Annotated in this window: 22 protein-coding genes and 1 tRNA gene; 14 read left to right on the forward strand and 9 right to left on the reverse strand. The window is 42.3% G+C overall.

Annotated elements, in window-relative coordinates; translation table 11 throughout:
- Positions 1–66: 66 nt before the first annotated feature.
- From V7O61_RS11010 to V7O61_RS11020, 3 genes are all read right to left on the reverse strand, one after another.
- Positions 67–936 (reverse strand): archaellin/type IV pilin N-terminal domain-containing protein, encoded by an 870-nt coding sequence (locus V7O61_RS11010; protein ID WP_407281774.1) that lies wholly within the window; start codon positions 934–936, stop codon positions 67–69.
- A 217-nt stretch (positions 937–1153) separates the two neighbouring features.
- A complete protein-coding gene (locus V7O61_RS11015; protein ID WP_407281773.1) occupies positions 1154–1810 on the reverse strand; it encodes a cyclase family protein in 657 nt (218 codons plus the stop codon).
- A gap of 19 nt (positions 1811–1829) precedes the next feature.
- Entirely contained in the window at positions 1830–2465 is a 636-nt protein-coding gene (locus V7O61_RS11020) for a histidinol phosphate phosphatase domain-containing protein (protein ID WP_407281772.1), read from the reverse strand.
- A 216-nt stretch (positions 2466–2681) separates the two neighbouring features.
- Between V7O61_RS11020 and V7O61_RS11025 the strand changes: the two genes are divergently transcribed.
- Entirely contained in the window at positions 2682–2972 is a 291-nt protein-coding gene (locus V7O61_RS11025) for a DUF211 domain-containing protein (RefSeq protein ID WP_023845923.1), read from the forward strand.
- A gap of 45 nt (positions 2973–3017) precedes the next feature.
- Here V7O61_RS11025 and V7O61_RS11030 read toward each other — a convergent pair whose 3' ends face one another.
- From V7O61_RS11030 to V7O61_RS11055, 6 genes are all read right to left on the reverse strand, one after another.
- Positions 3018–4040: a tetratricopeptide repeat protein gene (locus tag V7O61_RS11030; protein ID WP_407281771.1), complete on the reverse strand. Its 1023-nt coding sequence runs from the start codon at positions 4038–4040 to the stop codon at positions 3018–3020.
- 191 nt (positions 4041–4231) lie between these two features.
- Entirely contained in the window at positions 4232–4996 is a 765-nt protein-coding gene (locus V7O61_RS11035; protein WP_407281770.1) for an SAM-dependent methyltransferase, read from the reverse strand.
- 26 nt (positions 4997–5022) lie between these two features.
- Positions 5023–5631 (reverse strand): hypothetical protein, encoded by a 609-nt coding sequence (locus V7O61_RS11040; protein ID WP_407281769.1) that lies wholly within the window; start codon positions 5629–5631, stop codon positions 5023–5025.
- Between the two features lie 39 nt (positions 5632–5670).
- Positions 5671–6696 carry a Vms1/Ankzf1 family peptidyl-tRNA hydrolase gene (locus V7O61_RS11045; protein WP_407281768.1) on the reverse strand — a complete coding sequence of 342 codons (1026 nt, stop codon included), beginning with the start codon at positions 6694–6696 and terminating at the stop codon, positions 5671–5673.
- Positions 6697–6881: 185 nt separating this feature from the next.
- On the reverse strand, positions 6882–7724 hold the full coding sequence (locus tag V7O61_RS11050) for a formylglycine-generating enzyme family protein (protein ID WP_407281767.1): 843 nt from the start codon (positions 7722–7724) through the stop codon (positions 6882–6884).
- 65 nt (positions 7725–7789) lie between these two features.
- Positions 7790–8848 (reverse strand): endo alpha-1,4 polygalactosaminidase, encoded by a 1059-nt coding sequence (locus tag V7O61_RS11055; protein WP_407281765.1) that lies wholly within the window; start codon positions 8846–8848, stop codon positions 7790–7792.
- A 505-nt stretch (positions 8849–9353) separates the two neighbouring features.
- Here V7O61_RS11055 and V7O61_RS11060 point away from each other — a divergent pair.
- From V7O61_RS11060 to V7O61_RS11120, 13 genes are all read left to right on the forward strand, one after another.
- Positions 9354–10559 (forward strand): ABC transporter substrate-binding protein, encoded by a 1206-nt coding sequence (locus V7O61_RS11060; RefSeq protein WP_407347391.1) that lies wholly within the window; start codon positions 9354–9356, stop codon positions 10557–10559.
- Between the two features lie 194 nt (positions 10560–10753).
- Positions 10754–12007: a bifunctional phosphopantothenoylcysteine decarboxylase/phosphopantothenate--cysteine ligase CoaBC gene (gene coaBC, locus V7O61_RS11065; protein ID WP_407281763.1), complete on the forward strand. Its 1254-nt coding sequence runs from the start codon at positions 10754–10756 to the stop codon at positions 12005–12007.
- Positions 12008–12103: 96 nt separating this feature from the next.
- Positions 12104–12901 carry a pantoate kinase gene (locus V7O61_RS11070; RefSeq protein ID WP_407347393.1) on the forward strand — a complete coding sequence of 266 codons (798 nt, stop codon included), beginning with the start codon at positions 12104–12106 and terminating at the stop codon, positions 12899–12901.
- An 85-nt stretch (positions 12902–12986) separates the two neighbouring features.
- Positions 12987–13931, forward strand: a complete 945-nt coding sequence (locus V7O61_RS11075) for a prohibitin family protein (RefSeq protein WP_023845910.1) — start codon at positions 12987–12989, stop codon at positions 13929–13931.
- 43 nt (positions 13932–13974) lie between these two features.
- The gene (locus V7O61_RS11080; protein ID WP_407281760.1) at positions 13975–14745 is read left to right on the forward strand and encodes a 4-phosphopantoate--beta-alanine ligase; all 771 of its coding nucleotides are present in this window, start codon (positions 13975–13977) and stop codon (positions 14743–14745) included.
- Entirely contained in the window at positions 14736–15377 is a 642-nt protein-coding gene (locus tag V7O61_RS11085; RefSeq protein ID WP_407281758.1) for an HD domain-containing protein, read from the forward strand. Before V7O61_RS11080 ends, V7O61_RS11085 begins: the two co-directional genes overlap by 10 nt.
- Positions 15377–16675, forward strand: a complete 1299-nt coding sequence (locus V7O61_RS11090) for an amidohydrolase family protein (protein WP_407281757.1) — start codon at positions 15377–15379, stop codon at positions 16673–16675. The genes V7O61_RS11085 and V7O61_RS11090 overlap by 1 nt, the downstream gene beginning before the upstream one ends.
- A gap of 81 nt (positions 16676–16756) precedes the next feature.
- Entirely contained in the window at positions 16757–17992 is a 1236-nt protein-coding gene (locus V7O61_RS11095; protein ID WP_023845906.1) for an adenosylhomocysteinase, read from the forward strand.
- A 399-nt stretch (positions 17993–18391) separates the two neighbouring features.
- A tRNA-Lys gene (locus V7O61_RS11100) sits at positions 18392–18468 on the forward strand.
- Between the two features lie 52 nt (positions 18469–18520).
- Positions 18521–18757, forward strand: a complete 237-nt coding sequence (locus V7O61_RS11105; protein ID WP_023845905.1) for a DNA-directed RNA polymerase subunit H — start codon at positions 18521–18523, stop codon at positions 18755–18757.
- 93 nt (positions 18758–18850) lie between these two features.
- Entirely contained in the window at positions 18851–20479 is a 1629-nt protein-coding gene (locus V7O61_RS11110; protein ID WP_084324010.1) for a DNA-directed RNA polymerase subunit B'', read from the forward strand.
- Positions 20472–22286 carry a DNA-directed RNA polymerase subunit B gene (gene rpoB / locus V7O61_RS11115; RefSeq protein ID WP_023845903.1) on the forward strand — a complete coding sequence of 605 codons (1815 nt, stop codon included), beginning with the start codon at positions 20472–20474 and terminating at the stop codon, positions 22284–22286. The genes V7O61_RS11110 and rpoB overlap by 8 nt, the downstream gene beginning before the upstream one ends.
- A 13-nt stretch (positions 22287–22299) precedes the next feature.
- Positions 22300–24945: a DNA-directed RNA polymerase subunit A' gene (locus V7O61_RS11120; RefSeq protein WP_023845902.1), complete on the forward strand. Its 2646-nt coding sequence runs from the start codon at positions 22300–22302 to the stop codon at positions 24943–24945.
- The last annotated feature ends 48 nt before the right edge of the window (positions 24946–24993 follow it).

The raw sequence follows: 24993 nt of genomic DNA on the forward strand, positions 1-24993 counted from the left end.
CATAACGCTCAAATTAAGCTCATGTTTATTTCCTGATAATTCTAATTTTTTCTTATAATTAGGTATTTAGTACCTCAGAAGGATGTACTTTTCATCGAAGTATGCACCCGGAGTTGTGAAGTCGAAAACTACCAAAGATCCAGCTTCAGGTCTCACCTGGAATGATACTTCTGTCCTTGGTTCAAGACCTTCATATTCCTCATCATCTTCCAGGAAAACCCTTCTGATATCAACTACCACTTCCATGATGTCACCTGTTCTCAATACAGGTTGAGTAGCCTTGAATACAGTTTGATCACGAGTACGAATAGGACTTACTGAAAAATACTCATAAGTCGGAAGATGGATTTCGTCATCCTCATCAGCAGTATCATACCTGACATTAGCTACATGATTTCCATCTGAAAGATAGATGATAAGCTGTGACAGATCAACATCTTCACTACCAGGTCCAAGCGATACAGAAATATGCAATTTTGCAATCTCACCATAATCCACAGCATCGCTAACAGTTACAGTTCCTGTTGTTGTACCATCTATAGTAAAATTATGTGAACCTGCACGTGAAAAACGATATTCATAATAAGAACCATCATCAACTGCTGTCTCATCTCCGCCATCAACGGAAATATTGAAAGCCCCTGAAGAAGATATCCATTCAATCATTCCACCTTTGGAACAATTTAAAGCAGTCGACGAAGGCGTACCACTTGTAACAGTAACCGTAGTGTAGCTGGCACGTTCACCCTCCACACGGTCAATACGCATGTTGGATGCAACCTCGCGGGTCGTTTCCTGGCCGGTTTGAGATGCTTTCTGCTGAAGCACTCCTGAGGTCTTGATCAAAAGGGCAGACGCTACGGCTGCCACAAGTACCATGGATATAAAGATGATAAGGGTACCTATACCTACCTGTGCACGGTCATCCCTGTGCATTAAATGTCTCTGATTTGCTTTCGTGCGATTCCCTCATGAAACGTTTTAGCAATCGTGTTACAGGTTTATATTGCGAGTTATACTATATTAATTCTGTTATTTAATATTTTTGACTAGTTAATATAGATATCATGCTAGTAACATCATAGAATAATTGCTTAACCAAATATAATTATACTTATATTTAAATCATCCTGTAAAATTGAAGAATAACTCATTATAACACGTTAACTGATTGGATATCCATCAAAATAGCACGTGAAGGTGCACCATCACATCCATCCAGCTTTAAAGGAAGACAAATAAAGAAATAAACACCCGGATTAACATCTTTTAAGTTCAAATACTCTACAATGTTGATTTTGTTTTTCAAAAAAAGGTGATGGTTGGGCAGGGAACCATCATCATCAACTGAAAGTGTATCAACACCAACTGCCTTGAACCCATTTTCAAATATCCATTCTCCCGCACTTGCCACAAGCATCCTGACTGAACTTGGACTTTCAGCGGGGCAAACTGATGAACAATTATCCGTCTTTATCAAAATAATATCTGCATTTTCACCTGAATACAACTCATAGGCATTCTCAAGTTCGATATCTGTAATAGGACCACTGCCTGATGAGAGGTCCAGAAGAACAGCTTTACCCATCAGTGACTTTGGGTCAATATCAGCAACTGATTTTCCATCTTCATACAAATGTAAAGGTGCATCAACATGTGTACCCGTATGAGTTCCTATACTTATTCTGGTAACCGTAAAGCCATCTTTCGAAATGGAAGATACTTTTCCAAATACAGGAACAGGATCGCCGTCATAGACCGGAGTTTTTTCGGATATTCCGGTAGTGATATCAATAATTTTAAACTGCATTGATTAAAAAAGAAAGTAATTACAGGAAGCGCATAGAGTTATTAAGTACATCCTGTGCCTGATTCTCAGATAGTCCTGCACCCATTGCAACTTTCAGGGCAAATTCCCTGGTAATAAGGTTGTTTGGGCTGTGTGCATCCGTATCAACAACAAGAGTTGCACCGGCTTCCATACCAATCCTCGCCACATGTCCGTTTGTCCTGTTGTGACCGTTCCTTGCGGTTATTTCCAGACAAACATCATTATCGCGAGCTGTTTCAGCTTCTTCGATGGTAATAAAACCGGGATGTGCAAGTATATCCACATCTGCAAGCTCAACTGATGCAGCGTTAGTTCCTGGCATTACGGGTTCATTTATTGTTTCACCGTGAACAACCACGATCTCTGCCCCGAGATCCTTTGCCATTTTTGCAAGAGGGGCAATCTTACGTGGTGGAACGTGGGTAATTTCCACACCTACCTTTACCTTGATATCAAGTTCATCTTCAAGGTACTTTGCCTTGCTCACATTCTTGATAATGTGTTCTACATTTGTAAAATCTGCATGGTCAGTGATACCTATTGCCCTGTAACCGTGAACAACGGCCCTTCTAACGAGTTCACTGGGTATAAGCTCACCATCGCTGAAAATAGAATGAGTATGCATGTCAATCATAAAAATACCTCATCGGATTGAGAATGAATATTGGAATGAAACCTATTATGTACTGAAATTAGATAAAGCCATTCATAGGAAAACAAAAATAATATAATGTTTATAGGCAATGTTCATAAGTCCGATATTTAGTATTTGACATAAAATTAAATTCAGTATCAGATTTAGTATTTGATATTCACAGAATTATGGCTTTCTAATCAGGAAGGATAAACATTGACAGGAATTAGAAGATTGGTTCTGGATGTGCTTAAACCCCATCATCCATCAATTGTAGAGTTGTCCAAGACACTTAGTGTGCTTCCGGGGGTGCACGGAGTAAATTTGAGCTTATATGAAGTAGATCAGCAAACCGAAACTGTAAAAATCACAGTTGAAGGAGAGAACCTGGATTACGAGGAAATCAAACAGGCCATCGAGAATCTGGGTGCAGTAGTCCATAGTATTGATGAAATTGCTGCAGGAAAGCGTCTGGTAGAAGAAGTACAGACCTTGCAGGAGAGATAAAAAAATATTCGGACAAAATATCTGTATCCTTGCAGGATGCAGATGTTAAAGACTTTTGTACGCACGTGCGATGTTGTGAATAACACCGTCGTGTTCAACCGGGAAGAGGCTTATCGTAAATACCTTTAATGCTTCGTTGTAAGCTGAAACCGCCTTTTCCACATTACTTTCTTTATTTTCCAGCTCAGATAGTTCAAACCATGCATTTCCAAGGTTGTTCTGGACTGTAGCATATTCTATTGGTCGACTGTCTATAGTATACACACACAAAGCATTGTTAAATGAAGTGATAGCATTCTCAACATTGCTCTTTTCACTTCCGTAAGAGGACATCTCAAGATAGAGATTTCCAAGGTTATTCTGCACACCTGCATATTCCAGAGAATATACATCTTCCCTGAATACCCGGAGTGACTGCTCATATGATGAAAGTGAAGTCTGCAGGAAGGCCATGTTATTTTCAATATTGCCCTTTTTTCTCCATGCATTACCAAGTTTATTGTTAATAGAAGCAAAATAAATAGGGTCAACTGCAATGGAATAGTAGCTTAACGCAGTTTCATAATAGTCAATTGAAGTATCAAGATCACTTACATCCCCTCTTGAAGCATATAGTTTAAGATAAGCATCACCCAGACCGTAATGGACCCTGAAATATTCTGCCGGATATTCTTCTTCTGTAATGAATTTCAGGGAATAATCATAAGCATAAATACTGTTCTGAAGATGACTTGAGGCATTTCCCATATCGGAGGATGCTATTTCCTCATATGTTTTTCCGCGGTAGTAATGATTCATTCCATATTCCAGTGGAAAATCCTTAGAGGATATTAAACTAAAAACAGAATTATACACTTCAAGTGCACTGTCATAGTTTCCTTCATCACGCAGCTGGGATGCCTGCTCCCATAAGGAATCAATCTGGTTCAAGGTCTTCTGCTGCTGGATGTAATCTCCAAAAACAACATATCCCGCGATAAGGAGAATAAGAATACCAACGCCTGCATATATTAACGTTTTTTTTTGCGGACGAGATTCAGGTTCAGGTATTTCACAGTTCATAGACATGTTCCAGAATTTAATCAATGCCCATGCAAGTTTTTCTGTTTAAGAAAGTACTGCAAGTAATAGTAGTATAACTGCATACGCACTATATAAACTACATTACTTTATTGCATAAATATATAATTGAGGACGATATAGTACAAGTGACATTTTATTGCCACTTCATATTAAAAATATCATAAACAAAAAATAGATTAATTGATGACTTCTGCGAATGCAAAGTTTGGTTTCACATCGTTTATTCTGATCTTTACATGATCACCAAGCTGCACACCTTTGACAAAAACAACAAACTCATCAATTAGAACCGCACCATCACCACTGGAACCAAGTTCTGTGATATCAACTTCAAACACATCCCCGCGTCTTACAGGAGCTGTAAGGAATTTCTTACCAATAACATATATCTCAGCACTCTGGGATCTTGAAGCTTTTGGAGAATAAGAGTGAGTATAAGAAAAATTATCCTTTACTTCTTCCAGGAAATCCTTGAACATATCACCCTGGAAAACTTTTACTACAAAATGACCACCGGGTTTGAGAATCTTTTTTGCACAGCCAAGGGCTGATCTTGTAAGGTCTATAGAACGTGCGTGGTCATAACTCCAGTTTCCACTAAGGTTTGGCGCTGCATCACATATTACAACATCTGCCCCAGCCTCACCAACCATACCAAATATTTTTGCAATGGTCCTGTCAGAAGTTATGTCGCCAACTATTGTCTCAACACCCTCTATTGGTGATATTCTCCTGAGATCAACACCAACAACACGTGCACCTGAAAGTTCTTTGGCAACCTCACACCAGCCACCTGGTGCAGCACCCAAATCCACAACGATGTCGCCTTCATTTATAATGTGGTGCTTATTGTTTATCTGAAAAAGCTTATAGGCTGCCCTGGAGCGAAAACCATCTTCTTTGGCTTTCCAGTAATATTTGTCACGCCTGTCTCTTGCCATAATATGTACCTGATAATACCTAAAATTCAAATACCTTGTGCCGACTTCAGGGATTCTATCCTAGAACTGAGTTCCTGAATCTCATCTTCAATACCTGGCATATCGTCAGATAGCCAGAATGTATAATCATAATACTGGTTTAGTATGTCACTGTACCTTAATTCCAGATTTTCAAGATCTTTTTCATGGACCTTTGTAGAACTGACTGAGTCTATTTTGTTCTCAAGGCTCTTAATCCTGCGATGAAGATTCTTGCTGAGCCTGGCAGCCACACTGCTAAGATCCACTTCCCTCTTATGCAATTCTAGAATATCGATAACCTCACTTAATTCGAAAGGAACTTCTGGAAATGCATTTGGGCCGGAGATGTAATACAAAAAAGTGTCCTCTCCACCTTCATCTGAACTCTTTGGAAAATTTATCCTGTTTTCTTCCCCACCTGTGATTTCTTCAGCCGAAACAGCAACAATTAGATGTTCCTTTTCAGCTTCCTCGCAGAGTTCTTTTATAGTAGGCATAAGCGGAGGAATTCCACCTTTGAGCAAGGAAAGCTCCTTTGTTATGTGATATATCTCTTCCAGATTAAGAGCACCCAAGGCATCAATTATTCCGCAAAGTCCCTCTTTACTTAGCATAAAGTAACCTCATATTGTCATATAATTATTAACCTGTATCTATAGCCTGTATCTGCGACAGGTCATTAATTGTTTCATTATGCCAGATATATTATGTTTTTCGATACGGACATCAGACGACAGGTAGACCTGAGTGACATCAAGGGGAATATCCATAGCTATTTCCTTTGCAAGCAGAAGGTCACCAGCCATAAGCATATAGTCAATGCTGCCACCAAACTCATCAAGCAGGTCTTTCAGAGCAAGTTTGACTTTATCGATATGATGTGCAATATCCTCATCCCGCAACCTTTCAAAGCGTCTCTGGCTGAAACCTCCTTTTGCATGTTTGGCCTTGACACTTGTTTTTATCATCTGGAAAGAATCAAATTCCTGAGAATCAAGAGAAAAACCTGTGAAAGATTCACCGGCATGAGCCACAAGTACGCAAACAGCTGCGTCCCTGTTCAAGAGCTCTGACATGATTGAAATATCAAATTTACTATCTGTACTCCATGTCGATCTATCCAATGGCAATGGTGGAATCAATATCTCATTTATCATGCTATCCGGAGAATAGAACAACACAAAACCTGTAGTAGACTCTACTTTCTCACACAGTGCAAGGGTTTCGCTGTCAACACGTTCTGCTAAAAGCTCGTATTCCTTTATGCTGGCAGGACTTTCGCCTGCTGCGATATATAAAGATACAAGTGAAGAGTCACTATATGTAATCGTTGACAGAGATTTGAGAAAATCTTCGGTGCGCTGTTTGCTTAACTGGTCATTGCAGGTGAATGAAATAGATGCAGGAGCATCAGTTCTCTCTTTGTCTACTTCGTGCTCCAGGGTTTTAAGTTTAACTTCAAGAGCATTTAGTTTTTCTTCAGCTTCCTGTTTTGCTGCAATGGCTTTTTTCTCAGACTCGATGTTTTTCTCATATCTGATGTTAGCAGTCCTCACATCCAGCTCAAGCTCAACAATGTGGGATTGAAGACGGTTTATTTCATTTTCAAGCTCCTCTTTTCCGGAATACCTGTTGAAGAGATTGCTGATGTTGCCAACAACTTTGTCCTTTTCTATCATTTCATCTGAAATAGAAACTTACCTGATAAATAACCTGTCGATTTGTTCTGATAAGAATAAGGAAATAGAGAATAAGAAAATCCGGGTTTAAGGCAATAAAATACTACAAATTACAATAAAAAATAGAGAGAACTAAAGCCAAAATGACTTTAGCTTCCTTTGTTTTGTGTTTATTAAACTCCAACTCAGGCATTCATTACAAGACGGAAACCTATTGCTGGATCTCCATCACGTGGATCCTGCTTCCTTCTGTATGCTGTGTAGAGTGCGTTTTCCTTACTCGAGTAACTGCCACCCCTAGCAACTCTGAGGGAGCCTTCACCCTTGTCTACTGCACTGCCATCTTCACTTGCACTGCCATAATTATCCACCCAGCTGTCCTGTACCAGTTCCCAGACATTGCCGTGGACATCATAAAGTCCCCATGGGTTTGGAAGTTTCTGACCTACTTCGTGGGTCTTCTCGTAGGAGTTTTCCTGATACCATGCATAGTCCTTAAGGAATGGACCTTCGTCCTCATCGATTTCACCAAATGAATAGAGAGTTGTTGTGTCTGCCCTTGCAGCATATTCCCATTCTGCTTCAGTTGGGAGTCTGTACTTTGTAGTACTTTCCATTTCATTGAGCTTGCTTATGAATTCCTGAACCTCATTCCATGAAACACTATCAACCGGATTGTCGTCACCGCTGAACTCAGAAGGATTGCTGCCCATTACTTCTTCCCACTGAGCCTGAGTTACTTCGTATGTTCCAATGTAGAATGCATCACCAATCCTTACTTCATGAATTGGCTGTGAGTATGCATACTTGGATGTACCCATGTCGAATGTTCCTGCATCAATACGCTGGAACTGCATACCTATAGAGTTGGTGTACTCGTTACCTGTCGGGCTGGCTGCACCAGCAGATGAACTGCCTGCATCATTGCCATTATCACTACCATTGTCTTCTGATGTGCATCCTGTTACTGAGATTGCAAGCAGGAGCACTGCCAGAATTGCAATTGTTTTTTTTATACCTATCCGCATAAAACGTCCTCGCTGTTAGTTTTTTCAGGCATAATATTATTAAAAGATATCTATGCTTGTTTATCTTAATTTTCAAAGTACTCGAAGGCGTCGATTATATCCAGGTAAACTCCATCAAATCCCGCATTAATTATCATGTCCAGGTACGCATCTTCATTTCCATAGATAAGATCCTGCCACTCATTATCCCAGTAACGTACCTTGTAATTTCCTTCCCAATCAGGGTTTTCAGCTTCAATCCATTCCGGGGAGCCTGCACTCCATGATTCATCCCAGTAGTAACGATAGCTTTCTGTTTCACCGATGCTCATGTAAGCGATTACTAGCCGTGAACCACCATTTGATTTGGTTTTCAGGGAAGCAATATCATCAGATGTCAGAGGCAAATCATAAAAGAAAAGATCGATAAGAAGTACATCATAGTCAGTTTCCTGCAAGCTTTCCAGAAACTCTTCCTTGCTATCAAATTCCTCTGGATTGATTATGTACAGGAAATTCTCCGCATCATCAAGAGATTGGACATCATTGCTATTGACATTGTAAGGTTCTGCCGGATAATCAGGGATAGTATCAAGATCCCTGCTGTCAGCAGCAAAGGAAATGTAACCCCTATCTGCATTTTCACGATATGAAGCATCAACATAAGATTTAGTCCAGCAGTAATCAGTTACCAGTACAACTACACCGTTGTCCCTGGCAATATCCAGTAGCGATGCCAGATATTCTGTATCTTCTTCATCTGTTGCCGCGTTGCCATCATCGTAACCGAAGAAGAGGTCTTCCCTGCCAACCCCGTCAATTGCTGCAATGTAATCCCGTGCAACCGGATCATCAGGATCTCCGCCAGACGTCAAAAGTTCCTGACCATTTTGGGGAATTATTATGAAATCCGGGTTCTTCTGTTTTGAGTAAGTGCTGATGCTGACGACAAAATCACGCATTTGCTGGCGGTAGTTTATTTCTGAAGGGGATTCATCAGCAGTGTTTTGGGAATGTGTGTTTATGGGTTCAGATACTTCAGGAGTTTCGATTGTGTCGGGAGTGTCTGTGCTGTTGTCTGAGCAGCCGGATGTCAGGAGGATGAGTGTGGTGAGAAATAGGATGAAGAGATGTCGATGGTTCATGATTGTAAGTTGGACTGGAGATTTGATAAAGGTTGTTAGAAAATACAAGTTGTCAGAAATTAATTATTCATATTAAATAGCAACCACATTCTTGATGCTATTAACCAGATAGAAGAATACACAGAATACCTGACTTTTGAAGAGTTCCTTGAAAAAGGCTTGTTCAGGATGCCGTTATAAGGCAACTGGAAATTGTAAGTGAAACTACAAAGAATCTTTCTTCAAGTACAACAGAAAGCTACCCTCAAATCCCGTGGAAGAAATTTGCAGGAAACAGCACTGAAGGATTTGTAATTGTTCAGTATCTATACTTCTATCCTTATATTATCAATTTAGCAATTTTTCCAGCTTTATGATAGTAAAAACTATTCATAGATTGCAACATGAGAAGAAAAAAGTATATGATACAGACCGCAACAAATAAAAATAAGCAATAATAAATATATTATTGTAGTGTTTTTTAGATGTGATTTTTATGAGAAAAACAAATTATATAATAATTAGTATGCTTCTTTTAGCAACTTTTCTGTCAGGATGTGTTGACCAGACAGAAGTAGATGTTAACAGTGAATCCGAAGATATAACCATAGGTGCCCTTTTACCACTCACAGGGGATCTGTCATCTATCGGTGAATCAAGTCAGGCAGCACTTGAAATCTCAAGAACAGACATTAACGATTATTACTCAGAACTTGGTTCTGAAACAAAAGTAGAAGTGATTGTAAAGGATACCGAAAGTAATCCTGAAAAAGCTCTGGAGCAACTTAAAGAACTTGATGAAATGGGAATTAAGATCGTTATTGGTCCACAGGCAAGTAATGAAGCAGAAACAGTCCTGGAATATGCAACTGAAAACGGAATTGTTCTCTTAAGCACTGCATCAACTGCCCCTGCTTTAGCAATTCCTGAAGACAACCTGTTCCGTCTGGTTCCTGATGACACAGAACAGGGAATGGGCATAGCTACACTCATGCATGAAGAGAATATCAGTGCAGTGATCCCGGTGTACAGAAATGATGTATGGGGTCTTGGGCTATCAGAAGAAGTTAAAAATAGCTTTGAAAGTCTTGGAGGCACAGTATTAGAAGGCATTGCATATGAAAGCAATGATGAAGACCTTTCTGCAGAGGTAGAGTCACTCAATGAAAAAGTGGCAACAGCTACATCAGAATATGGTGAAGAGTCCGTAGCCGTACTTCTTTGCTCCTATGGAGAAGCAACAGAGATATTTGCTTTAGCTCAGGACCAGCCAGCTCTGTCAGCAGTTAACTGGTATGGAAGTGACGGAATAGCACTGAACAAAGAACTTGTCAACAATGATGATGCAGCCAGTTTTGCCATAGCAACTAATCTCAAAGCTCCAATATACGGAAGCGATGAAAAGAACAGTAGGTATGAAGAAGTTGGAACTAGAATCGAAGAACAGATAGGAAGAGTTCCTGATACTTATGCATATGCTACATATGACGCCCTCTGGATACTTACATTTGTAGATCTGGATTCTACGCCCGAAAATGAAAACAGTGTAAAACTTGCAATGAATACTCTTACAGAGTCATATTATGGAGTTACCGGATGGACAGAACTCAATAAGGATGGAGACAGAGAACACTGGAACTATGACATCTGGACAGTGACTGAAGAAGACGGAACTTACCAGTGGAAACTTGCTGCAAGGTACTTCTGTCATGACGGACTAGTCTTTGAATGAACTTTGAATAAAAATAATATTTGTTGGATAAATTGTGGTGTACCCACACCACACATTCTTTTTTATTAATAGTGTCTTCTTTTTCTGTATCCTGCTACTAATAAATCCACAAAAGTACAGGAATGATGAATTAACTGAACAACCTTCCCCTTTTAAATACTAAAATCCACTTATTCATCAAATAAGGACAGAATATGCCTCAGATTCCAAATGAACACCCGACACTCTGGATTAAATCCACAAAATCAGAATCGTTGAAAGGCAAGACAATTGTGCTTGCAGTTACCGGCAGCATTGCTGCTGTAAGGACAATAGAACTTGCACGTGAGTTCATTCGCAGGGGAGCAGAAGTCTATGCAGTTATGAGCGAGGCTGCCGGGTGGATAATAAACCCAATGGCCCTGCATTATGCAACCGGAAATGAAGTTATCACTGAAATTACCGGAAAGGTAGAACATGTAGAGTTCTTTGGCAACCTTGGCAGGGCAGACCTTTTGCTTATTGCTCCTGCAACAGCTAATACACTCGGAAAGATCGCAGCAGGGATAGATGATACACCTGTGACAACATTTGCAACCACAGCTATCGGTGCAGGTAAACCTGTAATGATAGTACCTGCAATGCATGAGGATATGTACAACCATCCGGCGGCGATGGAAAACATTGAAAAGATGAAAGGCTGGGGAATCAATTTCATCGGACCTAAGATCGAGGAAGGAATCGCAAAGATAGCCGGAAATGATGAGATAGTGCTTGAAGTAGAGAGAGAGATCGGTAAAAGGACACTCTACGGGAAGAAGATACTCATCACAAGTGGTTCTACGGCTGAACCAATTGATCCAATAAGAATTCTTACTAACAGGGCTTCCGGAAAGACCGGGAATGAACTGGCGCTTGAAGCATATCGCAGGGGAGCTGAAGTAACTATAGTTCACAGGAACAAGATTGTGTTTTCAGGTTCCGGCATCAATGAGATTTTCGCTGAAACTGCTGAACAGATGACCGATGCAGTACTTGGCGAACTTGCAAAAGATTATGATATCCTCATAAGTTCTGCTGCAATTGCAGATTATACACTGGATGCAAGCGAGCAGAAAATCAAATCCGGTGAAAACGGACTTGAACTTTCTTTCAGGACAACACGCAAGCTAATCAAAGAAGCAAGGCAGGCATATCCACAGGTAAAGATAGTCGGGTTCAAGGCAGAAGCAGGTGTTGAAACAGATGAACTGCTCAAAAGGGCAAAGCAGACACTTGAAAACTCCGGGCTGGATATGATCGTTGCCAACGAGGTCAGCAAAGGTGGCATGGGAACGGACAGCAACAATATTACTATATTATACTCCGGCAACAAAGACAATATTTGCATAGAAGGTTCCAAAAGTCGTATTGCAAATGTCCTTATTGATGAGATCACAGAACTGCTGACATCAAAAGGCGAAAAATAGATGAAATTTGAATCCTGCAACAATACTTTGACGGCCAGGGCTTTCGCGCCGGCCCATATTACAGGTTTTTTTCAGATACATGACCATAATGAACCTATGAAAAAAGGATCAACTGGTTGTGGAGTAGTACTTGATGGCGGAGTTTACACCACCGCAACAACAGGAAATAACGTTGAAATCACAGAGATATTTCTCAACGGCGAAAAGGTTTCAGGAGATACCAGCAAATCGGTTATTGAATCCATGACGGAGTTGCCTGTGAAAGTTGAAAGTATTTCAGACATACCCATTGGATCAGGATTTGGAGCATCTGGGGCCGGAGCACTTGGAACTGCTTATGCACTCAATCACGCCCTGTCAATGAAATACACATCAATGCAGCTCAATGATATCGCACACGTTGCAGAAGTTAAAAATGGAAGTGGGCTTGGAGATGTTGCAGGGCAGGCACACGGAGGAATCCTGGTTAGAAAAACACCGGGTGCTCCTTCCATAGCTCTGACAGACCAGATACCTACAAGGGAGAGAGAGGTATGTTGCGTGGTGCTTGGTAAATTGTCCACAGGTTCAGTTCTTGGAAACAAGGATATGGTGAAAAATATAAATGCTGCCGGAAAGGAAGCAATGAAAAAACTTCTGGAAAAACCCACAGCCTCTAATTTTATGCTTTGCTCCAGGGAATTCACCATGAAAACCGGACTTGCCGGAGATAAGGTTATGGAAATAATTGAAACAGCAGAGGCATCAGGAGTTATAGCTTCACAGGCGATGCTTGGCAATGCAGTATTCTCAATACCATCAGTCACCTGTGCACAAGAACTTGTTGACTTATTTTCAGAATTTGGTGAAGTGCACAGATTCAGGATTAGAACTGGAAGCATCAGAATTGTCTAGAATTACCTGAGCGAAAACATATTATCAATTCCACCTGATATAACTGATAATTATACGTTTGGAATTATTTATTGGAGAGCTTTATATGGTTGTTGAAGGCGAATGGGAACCCGAACCGCCTAAAAAGGTGCCGGAATTCCCAATAGGCGAAATAGCTCCTATTATTGGCAAGATAGGACGCGGAATAGTAGTTATATTTGTTATATTGATCGTATTTTCGATACTGTTTGGCTCTATTTTTGTATCTGTCGGAGCCGGAGAGGTTGGTGTAAAGTTCAACCAGTTTGGCGGTGTGGAAGAAGATGAACTCGGCGAAGGATTACACATTGTTCCCCCATGGGTCAGCGTTACAAAGTACTCTGTGAGAAGTGAAACATACACCATGAGTGGCGTGGTCAATGAAGGAGAAGTTGTAGGAGATGATCAGATCAAAGCACTCACCACAGAAGGACTTACGCTTGGACTTGACATTACTGTAAGATACAGACTTGTTCCGGATAGTGTAAGCACAGTCCACCAGACTCTTGGAACTAACTATGCTGAAAAGATTATAAGACCTACAATAAGGTCCTCTATACGTGAAGTTGTTTCCAGCAAAACAGCCCTGCAGGTTTATGGTGAGGAAAGAGAGCTTGTGGCAGGAGAAATGCTTAGTAACATAGCAGCTGCACTTGATAGCGATGGTATAATTGTAGAAGAAGTTCTTGTCAGAAACGTTGTTCTCCCTACAAAAGTTGCCGAGGCGATTGAAGCAAAACTCCAGGCAGACCAGGAAGCTCAGAGAATGATATTCGTAAAGCAGAAAGAACAACTTGAAGCTGAAAGGAAGATCATTGAAGCAAACGGTATTGCAAATTCAACTATTGCCCAGGCTTATGGTGAAGCCGAAGCACTCAGAATAATCAACGAACAGCTTGCAAAGAACCCTGACCTAATCAACTATAAGTACATACAGATGTTGCAGGGGCAGGATATACAAACAATGCTTGTTCCAACTGACCAGGGAATAATACTGGATGCAAGTAACTAAAAATAAGAAAGTAAAATAAAATCATAAGGAGAAAACGGACTGAATGACAGACATCCCTAAAGATCACCCCAGGTATGAGTCCCTTATTACCAGGGAAAGAATAGTTGAAGGCGTAAACATCGGTATCACCAGCAAGCAGGGACTGGTAGCCCAGGGACGCGGGGAAGCTTTCGATTATATGATAGGGGAAAAGACAACAAAATCAGCAGCCATTGCCGAAAGGGCAGCGGTTGCTAATATTCTTCTTGCAGATAATGCCATAATATCTGTAAATGGCAATACTGCTGCACTTGTGCCCGATCTCATGGCAGCCCTTGCAGATGTCACCGGAGCAAGACTTGAAGTGAATCTTTTCCATAGAAGTGATGCCAGGGTGCACAAGATAATAGACCACCTGAAAGCACATGGAGCTGGCGTTGTCCTTGGAGGAAAAGGAGACAAAAGACTTGACCTTTCCCATGACAGGGCTATTGTAGATGAGGAAGGTATATTCAGTGCGGATGTTGTGCTGGTGCCTCTTGAAGACGGAGACAGGTGCCAGAAACTTGTTGAAATGGGCAAGACTGTCATCACCATCGACCTGAACCCACTTTCAAGAACTGCACTGACATCTAATATTACCATAGTAGATAATGTTACCAGAGCTCTTAAGAATATGATTCAGTTCACAAAAGACATGAAAACTCAGAACAGGGATTCCCTTCAGGAAATCGTTGATTCATTCAACAATGATGTTACTATTTCCGATGCCCTTTACACCATGCAGGAAAACCTGAAGAACAAAGCAGAGGAGAAAGGTCTTACATGTGTCTGATAGAGAATACAAGGGATTTTGTTTCTCAGGTACTGGAAAATGAACCCAGTACCCACGATATGTCACACATTGAAAGAGTTGAAAATACCTGCATGAGAATCCAGGAAAAGGAAGGAGGAGACTTACAGGTTATCCGCCTTGCAGCACTTCTTCATGATGTGGGAATCGTGAGAGAACACAAAGAAGGAGGAAACCATGCTGAATACAGTGCTGAGATTGCCAGGGATTTCCTTTCAGAAAATGGTGCTGAAGCTAAGCTCATCGACCACGTGACATCATGTATACTGACCCATCGTTTCAGCCGTGGAATGAAGGCAGAGACAATCGAGGCTCAGATTCTTCAGGATGCTGACAGGATCGATGCACTGGGTGCGGTTGGAATTTTCAGGTCACTTGTTTCAATGGGAGCTTTGAGGGCTTTGAAAGAGACCATCGGAACTGTAAAGGAAACTTCCATGAATGCTTACACTGAAGATCCATTCGATGGATTCTGTGATTACATGGAAAGAAAACCTTTTAAAATACCTGAAAGACTTAATACACAAACAGCTAAAGATATTACAGAACAGAGACTGGCAATTATGCGCAAATATCTGGAAGAGCTAAAAGAAGAGACATCAGGAGAGAGATAATGGCGGATCTTATCATAAAGAATGCTTATATCCTCTCAATGGACCCGGAAGCAGGCGACATTGAGAACGGGATCGTTGTTGTAGAGGACGGTAAAATAAAGGAAGTCGGGACTTCCACAGAATGTACTGCTGAAAAAGTTATCGATGCAAAGGGCTCGGTCCTTATGCCAGGACTTGTTAACACTCATTGCCATGCAGGAATGACAATATTCAGAGGCTACGCTGATGATATGCAGCTTCAGGACTGGCTTGAAAATCACATATGGCCTGCCGAGGCAAAACTTACTGACGATGATATCTATGCAGGCACAAAACTGGCATGTCTTGAGATGATACGTTCCGGAACTATCGCTTTTGCGGATATGTACATCCACGAGAACAGAGTTGCTCAGGCTGTGGATGAAGCCGGTATCCGTGCAGCACTTTCCTACGGGATGATTGATTTTGGAGATAAGGAAAAAGCTGACAAAGAACTTGAAGTTGGCAGGGCTTTTGTTAAAGAGTGGAATGGGAAAGCCGGTGGCAGGATAAGCACAATGTACGGCCCACATGCACCTAACACCTGTTCAAGGGATTTCCTTATCAGAGTAAAAGAGCAGGCTGTAAAAGATGGTGTAAAACAACACATCCATGTGCTTGAGACTGAAGCCGAGCTTAACTATATGAAAGAGAACTTCGGCATGTGTTCCATTCATTTCCTCAAGGGAATCGATTTCTGGGGAACTGACGTGCTTGCTGCACATTGTGTCTGGCTCTCTGACGGCGACATAAAGATACTTGCAGAATATGGTGTGAACATTTCACACAATCCTAACAGTAATATGAAACTTGCTTCCGGCATATGCCCTGTTGCAAAACTCATTGATGCTGGAGCAAATGTATGTCTTGGAACAGATGGATGTGCTTCCAACAACAACCTTGACATGTTCGAGGAAATGAGATCTGCAGCTCTTTTGCAAAAGGTCAGCACCATGGATCCAACTGCACTTCCTGCACGCAAGGTTCTTGAAATGGCAACCATCAACGGTGCAAAAGCTCTTGGAATCAACAGTGGAATGCTGAAAGAAGGCTACAACGCTGATATGATAATTGTTGATATGAATAAAGCTCATCTTGCACCCGTATACGATGTTGCTTCACATCTTGTGTATGCTGCAAACGGCAAGGATGTCAGCACCACCATTGTTGACGGGAAAGTACTCATGGAAGATGGAAAAGTACTCTCTATGGATGAGCAGGAAGTCATTGACACTGCCATCAAAGCTTCAAAAGACCTCCTTGAGAGAATTGGAAATTAAGGATTCAGGCTTATACTTATATTAGATGCATAATAATCTGAAGAATATTATTATCTGTTATTTCAAAATTGGAGATAAATGATGAATGATACTGAAATGTTAGAATCCGGAAACATGAAAATTGACTGGGTTCTTAATCACATGCCTGTTCTCAATATCATCAGGGAACAGTTCGCAAAGGAAAAACCTCTTGCAGGTCACAAAGTTGCAATGGCGCTTCACGTTGAGGCTAAGACAGCAGCACTTGTAGAAACACTTGCAATTGGCGGAGCTGAAGTCGCAATTACAGGATGCAATCCTCTGAGCACACAGGATGATGTTTCAATGGCGCTGCACAACAAAGACAACATCCAGTGTTTTGCAAAGTATGACTGCTGCAATGAGGAATACTACGAAGCTATTGACAAAGTCCTTGACTTTAAACCTGACATCACAATTGATGATGGTGCTGACCTTATTTTCAAGCTTCACACAGAACGCACAGATCTTCTGCCTGAGATTCTTGGTGGCTGCGAGGAAACTACAACAGGTATTCACAGACTCAAAGCAATGGAACGTGATGGCGCTCTTAAGATGCCGGTTATTGCAGTAAATGATGCTATGACAAAGTTCCTCTTTGACAACAGATACGGAACCGGACAGTCCTCATGGGACGGTATCATGAGAACAACAAACCTCCTTGTAGCAGGAAAGAATGTTGTTATTGGCGGATACGGATGGTGTGGAAAAGGTGCTGCAATGCGAGCAAAGGGTCTTGGAGCAAACGTAATTGTAACCGAAATAGACCCAATAAGGGCACTGGAAGCACGTATGGATGGTAACAGTGTCATGCCTATGAAAGAGGCTGCAAAGATCGGAGATATATTCCTTACAACTACAGGCAACAGGGATATCCTGAAGAAAGAGGACTTTGAGGTTATAAACGACGGTGCAATTCTTGCAAATGCAGGTCACTTTAATGTTGAGATTAATCTGGAAGACCTTAAGGCAATGGCAGGTTCTGTCAGGACTGTAAGAAACAATATTAAGGAATATAAGATTGGTGAGAAACGTGTATACGTACTTGCTGACGGAAGACTTGTAAATCTTGCAGCTGGAGACGGCCACCCTGCAGAAGTTATGGATATGAGCTTTGCAAACCAGGCACTCTGTGTCAGATATATTGCAGAGAACAAGCTTTCTGATGGAGTGCACGCTGTACCTCATGAGCTTGATATTGGTGTTGCTGAAATGAAACTCATGTCAATGGGTATAAGTATTGACAAGCTTTCCGATGAACAGGAAGCGTACATGGCAGGCTGGGAGACCGGAACATAACCTGTCAGTTACTTTTTTTATTTTTAGTCTCAGTTTCATTTCACAAAAACAGTACCATAACAGAGTGCTAACCGAAGGTATGGTTTTATTGTTGCTATATTAAGTACTATAAAGTACCGTACCAATATATCAGGAGTGGCCTGTAGAGAGGGAGAAATTAACCACATTAGTAGGCTACTTTGTAAAAACAGAGAATAATAGAATATAAACATTCTGTTTTTGATTAAATTAAGGACAATTTAATAAATAAAATATAAGTAATAGTAGGTCATTGGAATTAATGGAAGTTCGAACACACTGCGGGCATACGATAAGTATATATACTAAAAGTGCTTTTATCACCCGCTACACCGAAGTCGATGAACGTGAAGCAGCCTCAGCAAATCCACCCAACACATTGGGCTCGTAGCTCAGTCAGGCAGAGCGTCTGGCTTTTAACCAGACGGCCTAGGGTTCAAATCCCTACGAGCCCGCCATCACTTTGCACAAGAGTGTTCACGTTCACATTTTTGAGGGAGGAGTAATATATTGAGAAAATTTAGCCTGCTCGACCATCAGTTGATCCCTAAACATGAGATAATGTTGGAAGATGAACTTAAATCTGTTTTAAAGCAATATGCCATTGAGAAGGAACAATTACCTAAGATAAAGGTTGTTGATCCTGTTATTCAGGAAATTGGGGCACAGGTTGGAGATGTCGTTAAGATTACACGCAACAGTCAGACCGCCGGCGAAGCATTCTACTACCGACTAGTCATCGCTTAAACGCGATATTCACATTATTCAGACAGGGCTTTTTTGCAATAAACACAATAATCACATAAAGAAGGTGCTATCATAGCGTTAACCAAAGGACAGATCCCACGTTCGTTTTTCACGAAAGACAAGATCGTACAGCATCACATAGATTCCTATAACAAGTTTCTGGAGACAGGTCTTCAAAAGATCATCGATGAACAGAAGATCATCGAAACAGACCTTGAAGACACATACATCAAACTGGGCAATATCCGCGTTGAGAACCCCGTTGTCAAGGAAGCGGACGGAGCTATTGAAAACCTCTATCCAAACGAAGCAAGGCTTAGAAACCTTTCTTATTCCGCACCACTCTACCTTCAGATGAGTGTTGTAGAGAACGATGAAGAGAAAGAACCACAGGAAGCAAAGATAGGACAGCTTCCAGTCATGATCAAATCCAATATCTGTAACCTCACAGAGATTGCTGAGGACGAGATGGTAAAATACGGAGAAGATCCACTCGACCCGGGAGGATATTTCATTATCAACGGTACCGAGCGTGTGGTCATGACACTTGAAGACCTTGCTCCTAACAAGATCCTCACTGAATTCGGAGAGAGATACGGAGACACCATTGAGGTATCAAAGGTATTCTCACAGAGAAGAGGATACAGGGCACTCGTAGTTGTAGAGAGAGGTAGAAAATCACTTCTTGAAGTCTCATTCCCATCCATTTCAGGTCGTCTTAACTTTATCACACTTATGAGAGCACTCGGTGTGGAGACTGACGAGGAACTTGTAAAGGCAGTATCTACAGATCCTGAAATAATGAAGTTCATGTTCGAGAACCTTGAAGAAGCAGAGGTTGACAACATTGAAGATGCAATGGAGAAGATCGGTTCAAGAGTTGCATCAGGACAGGCAAGAGACTACCAGATCAAGCGTGCAAACTACGTGATTGACAGATACCTTTTACCACACCTTGGAAATGAGCCACATGACAGGGCAGCAAAGGCAAACTTCCTTGGAAGAATGGCTGAATCATGTTTTGAGCTGGCACTTGGGAGAAGGAATCCGGATGACAAGGACCATTACTCAAACAAGAGGTTGAAGCTTACTGGTGACCTTATGGAAGATCTGTTCAGGGTCGCATTCAACAGGCTCTCAAGAGACATAAAATACCAGCTTGAAAGAGCAAACATGAGAAACCGTGAGCTTAATGTTATCACACTTGTAAGAGCAGACGTACTTACAGACAGACTTCAGCACCCACTTGCAACAGGTAACTGGGTAGGCGGAAGAACCGGTGTATCACAGCTGCTTGACAGGACAGATTACATCTCGACCCTTTCTCACCTCAGACGTGTAATTTCCCCGCTTTCAAGGGCACAGCCGCACTTCGAGGCTCGTGACCTGCACCCGACACAGTGGGGCAGACTTTGTCCATCAGAGACTCCTGAAGGTCCTAACTGTGGTCTTGTGAAGAACTTTGCACAAATGGTAGAGCTTTCCACAGGCACCGAAGAAGAGAAGAAAATAAAGAACATTCTTTACGATCTTGGAGTTGTGAAAACAGTTCTTAATTCATCCCTTAAAGCACTTCCAGAGTATGATGAAGAACTTGATGACTATATGGAAGACATAGAAGTGAAAGCCACAGTGCCATCAGAAGAAGAAAAGCCAGAACCAATCGGGTACACGAACTATTCAGAATCATTAGATGACATGGGAGGACTTCTCGATGAATGAAGCTAAAGTTTTCCTTAACGGAGAACTCGTAGGAACCCACACAGACCCTGCTGAACTGGTTGAAAATATCAGAGAGCAGCGCAGAACAGGAATGATGTCAGAACAGATCAATGTAACATATTATGAAGACATTCATGAGGTGCTGATCAACACTGACATGGGTCGTGCAAGAAGACCGCTGATCATTGTAAAGAACGGAGAATCACTTGTATCTGATGAGGAGATTGAACTCCTTGCAGAAGGCAAGATGGGATATTCGGAAATGACAAAGGCGGGAAAGATAGAGTACCTTGACTCTGAAGAAGAAGAGAATGCATTTATTGCACTGTACAAGGATCATATCACAGAGAACCACACCCACCTTGAAATCAACCCGGGACTTATGCTTGGTATTTGTACCGGAATGGTACCTTATCCTGAACACAATGCATCCCCTCGTAACACAATGGGCGCAGCAATGGTCAAGCAGTGTATCGGCGTTTCAACATCCAACACTAAGCTCAGACCTGACACCCGTGCACACCTTTTACATTATCCACAGCGTGCAATGGTCAGGACACAGACCTGTGAAGCAATTCACTTCGATGACAGGCCAGCCGGTCAGAACTTCGTTGTAGCTGTCATGTCCTACGAAGGACACAATATTGAAGATGCACTGGTTTTCAACAAGGGATCAATTGAGAGAGGACTTGGAAGAAGTCACTTCCTCAGAACCTTTGAGGGTGAAGAAAGACGTTACCCCGGTGGACAGGAAGACAAATTCGAGATTCCGGACTCCGAATTCAGAGGTGCACGTAGCCCTGAAGCATACGCAAACCTTGACATTGACGGTCTTGTAAACCCTGAAACAAGAGTAGGTCCAAACGACGTACTTATCGGAAAGACAAGTCCACCACGTTTCCTTGAGGAACAGTCCGACTTCGGAATCACTGTTGAGCAGCGCAGAGAAAGTGCAATCACAATGCGCTCCAACGAAAAAGGAGTCGTTGATACAGTTATTCTTACAGAATCCATAAACGGAACACGTCTTGCAAAGGTCAAGATAAGAGACCAGAGAATTCCTGAAATCGGTGACAAGTTTGCATCAAGGCATGGTCAGAAGGGAGTTATCGGACTAATCGTACCATTTGCTGACATGCCATTCACTGAGAAAGGAATGGTACCTGACCTCGTAATCAACCCACACGCAATTCCTTCACGTATGACTGTAGGTCACGTGCTTGAGATGATTGGTGGTAAGGTCGGATCCATGGAAGGAAGAAGAGTAAATGCAACTGCATTCTCCGGAGAGAACGAAGATGACCTCCGTGCAGCTCTTAAGACCCACGGATTCGCACACACAGGAAAGGAAGTATTCTTCGACGGAGTTACCGGAAAGAAGATCCAGGCAGATGTGTTTGTAGGAGTTATCCTTTACCAGAAACTGCACCACATGGTAGCATCAAAGATGCACGCAAGGTCTAGAGGACCTGTACAGGTGCTTACAAGGCAGCCAACTGAAGGTCGTGCCCGTGAAGGAGGTCTGCGTTTCGGTGAAATGGAGCGTGATGTGCTTATCGGCCACGGTGCTGCAATGACACTGAAAGAAAGACTGCTCGATGAGTCTGACAAGGTAGTAGAACTTGTATGCGGACACTGCGGGATGATCGCAACCTTTGACAGGAAGAGAAATATCAGGTACTGCGCCAACTGTGGTGCTGAGACTGACATCCACCCTGTAGAGATGAGTTACGCATTCAAACTGCTGCTTGACGAAATCAAATCCCTTGGTGTGGCTCCAAGACTGCAACTTGAGGATGCTGTATAAAGGGTGATTTAAAGTGAACAATGATATTCCATCTATTCCAAAAAGGGTTGGAGCAATTAAATTTGGTCTACTCTCTCCTAAAGAAGTAAGGAAGATGAGTGTAACAGCAATTATCACAGCTGACACCTATGACGACGACGGTTACCCAATTGACATGGGTCTTATGGACCTTCGACTTGGAGTTATCGACCCGGGTCTTAAATGTAAGACCTGTGGCAGCCGTGCAGGAGAATGTCCAGGACACTTCGGACACATTGACCTTGTTGCTCCGGTAATTCACGTTGGTTTTAACAAGACAATACGCAAGACACTGCGTTCTGTCTGCCGTAGTTGTAGCAGGCTGCTCCTTGATGCAAGTAAGAAACAAGAGTTCCTTGACCAGTTAAACACATGCAAGGAAATGGGACACCTCCCTGATAATATCATCAATGAAGTTTTCAAGGAAGCCCGCAAGTCAAAGACCTGCCCTTACTGTTCAACCGAACAGCTTGAAATCAAATTCGAAAAGCCAAGCGACTACATAGAAGACGGCCACAAACTCACTCCAACTGAAATCCGTGACCGCTTTGAGAACATCCCTGATGAGGATGTAAAAGTTCTTGGAATGGACCCCTCAAGTGCAAGGCCTGAATGGATGATCCTTACTGTACTTCCGGTACCACCGGTAACTGTAAGACCTTCAATTACACTTGAATCCGGGCAGCGCAGTGAAGATGACCTGACCCACAAGCTTGTAGATATTATCAGGATTAACCAGAGATTCCAGGAGAACAGGGACGCTGGTGCTCCACAGCTTATTATAGAAGACCTGTGGGAATTGCTCCAGTACCATGTTACAACATTCTTTGATAATGAAGTATCAGGTGTGCCTCCTGCAAGACACAGATCGGGAAGACCTCTCAAGACACTTACACAGCGTCTTAAGGGTAAGGAAGGACGTTTCAGAGGAAGTTTGTCCGGTAAGCGTGTGAACTTCTCAGCACGTACTGTTGTTTCACCTGATCCAAACCTGAGTATCAATGAAGTCGGTGTACCTTTTGCAATTGCCATGCAGATGACAATTCCTGAAAAGGTCACAACAAGAAACATTGAGCTTCTCCGCATGTACGTACAGCGTGGCAGTGAAGTTCACCCTGGCGCAAACTATGCAATTCGTGATGACGGAAGACGTATCAGAGTCTCCGAAATTAATAAGGAAGAACTTGCCGAGAAGATAGAAGTCGGATGGACTGTTGAAAGACAGCTCATGGACGGCGATATTGTCCTCTTTAACAGACAGCCTTCACTTCACAAGATGAGTATCATGGCTCACAGGGTCAAGGTACTTCCATTCAAGACTTTCAGACTTAACCCGGCAGTATGTGCACCATACAACGCTGACTTTGACGGTGACGAAATGAACATGCACGTTCTGCAGACTGAAGAGTCAAGAGCAGAAGCCAGCATCCTTATGCAGGTACAGGAGAACATTCTTTCCCCGCGTTTCGGAGGACCTATCATCGGCGGTATACACGACCACATCTCAGGTCTGTTCCTGCTTACAAGGAATGAGAATGCAATTACAAAGAACGCGGCTCTTGAACTTCTGAGGAAATCTGATATTAGGGATCTACCGGAACCTGCAAGTTACTCCGCTAACGGAGAACCACTGTGGAACGGTAAACAGATTTTCAGTCAGATTCTTCCAAAGGGACTTTACCTTGAGTTCCCTGCACAGGCTTGCTTTAAGTGTGAGACCTGCAAGAAGAGAGACTGCGAATACAATGCATATGTTGTCATTGAAGATGGAGAGATGCTTCAGGGTACAATTGACGAACAATCCATTGGTGCATTCAAAGGTAAGATTCTTGACAAGGTTGTAAAGGAATACAGCTCAGAAGCAGGAGCTAAGTTCGTAGACGACTTTACCAGGCTTGCTATCCGTGGTGTGATGAAAACAGGTCTAAGTTTCGGTATCAGTGATGAAGATATTCCACCTACTGCGAAGATCCAGATAGGAAACCTCCTGAATGAAGCTGAAGAGAGAGTTTCAAAACTCATCGAAGCATACGAGGCAAAGGAACTTGAACCATTGCCAGGACGTACACTCGATGAAACCATTGAAATGAAGATCATGCAGGAACTCGGTAAGGCCCGTGACCAGACCGGTAACATTGCCGGTAAGCAGCTCGGTCTTGAGAACTCTGCGGTGCTCATGGCAAAGTCAGGTGCAAGAGGTTCAATGCTCAACCTTACCCAGATGGCTGCCTGTGTCGGACAACAGGCGGTTCGTGGTGAAAGGATAAGAAGAGGTTATGCAGGAAGGACACTTCCACACTTTGATAAGGGTGACCTTGGTGCAGATGCTCACGGATTCGTTAAGGCAAGTTACAAGAGCGGACTGAATCCAACTGAATATTTCTTCCACGCAATCGGTGGTCGTGAAGGTCTTGTAGATACTGCGGTCCGTACATCCCAGTCAGGTTACCTGCAGAGGAGACTTGTTAACGCATTGCAGGATCTTGAAGTCCAGTATGACGGTTCTGTTAGAGAAACACGTGGTGTCATTGTCCAGTTCAAGTATGGAGAGGACGGAATTGACTCCACAAAGAGTGACTATAGTAAACCTGAAGCGATCCATCGTATCGTCAGGAGAGTCACCGGAAAGGAGGTGAACTAAATGACGATCAGTGAAGCTACTATTGATGCAATGATTGCAGGGCTTAAC

This window comes from Methanolobus sp. WCC1 (genome assembly GCF_045690315.1).
GTDB lineage: Archaea > Halobacteriota > Methanosarcinia > Methanosarcinales > Methanosarcinaceae > Methanolobus > Methanolobus tindarius.